This window comes from Maritimibacter harenae (genome assembly GCF_009882975.1).
GTDB lineage: Bacteria > Pseudomonadota > Alphaproteobacteria > Rhodobacterales > Rhodobacteraceae > Maritimibacter > Maritimibacter harenae.
Genome location: NZ_WTUX01000025.1, coordinates 1 through 215 on the forward strand (window position 1 = coordinate 1; position 215 = coordinate 215).

Annotated in this window: 1 protein-coding gene; it reads left to right on the top strand. The window is 54.9% G+C overall.

Features of this window, described 5'->3' with window-relative positions; all coding sequences use genetic code 11:
• Positions 1-215: integrase core domain-containing protein (locus tag GQE99_RS20170; RefSeq protein ID WP_161353768.1), on the top strand; the 215-nt coding region annotated here is incomplete at both ends.

Here is a 215-nt window from a genome sequence, read left to right on the forward strand (position 1 = left end):
ATGGGAAAGGCCGATTCCTCGACAACATCTTCATCGAGCGGCTGTGGCGAACCCTGAAATACGAATGCGTCTACCTGCATGCCTGGGAGACAGGATCAGAGACGAAAGCGGCCATCCGGAAATGGATGACCTTCTACAACCACCAGCGTCCTCACTCAGCCCTCGGCGGCAAACCACCGGCGCTGGTCTATTGGCAGAGAAATGATATCAACCAA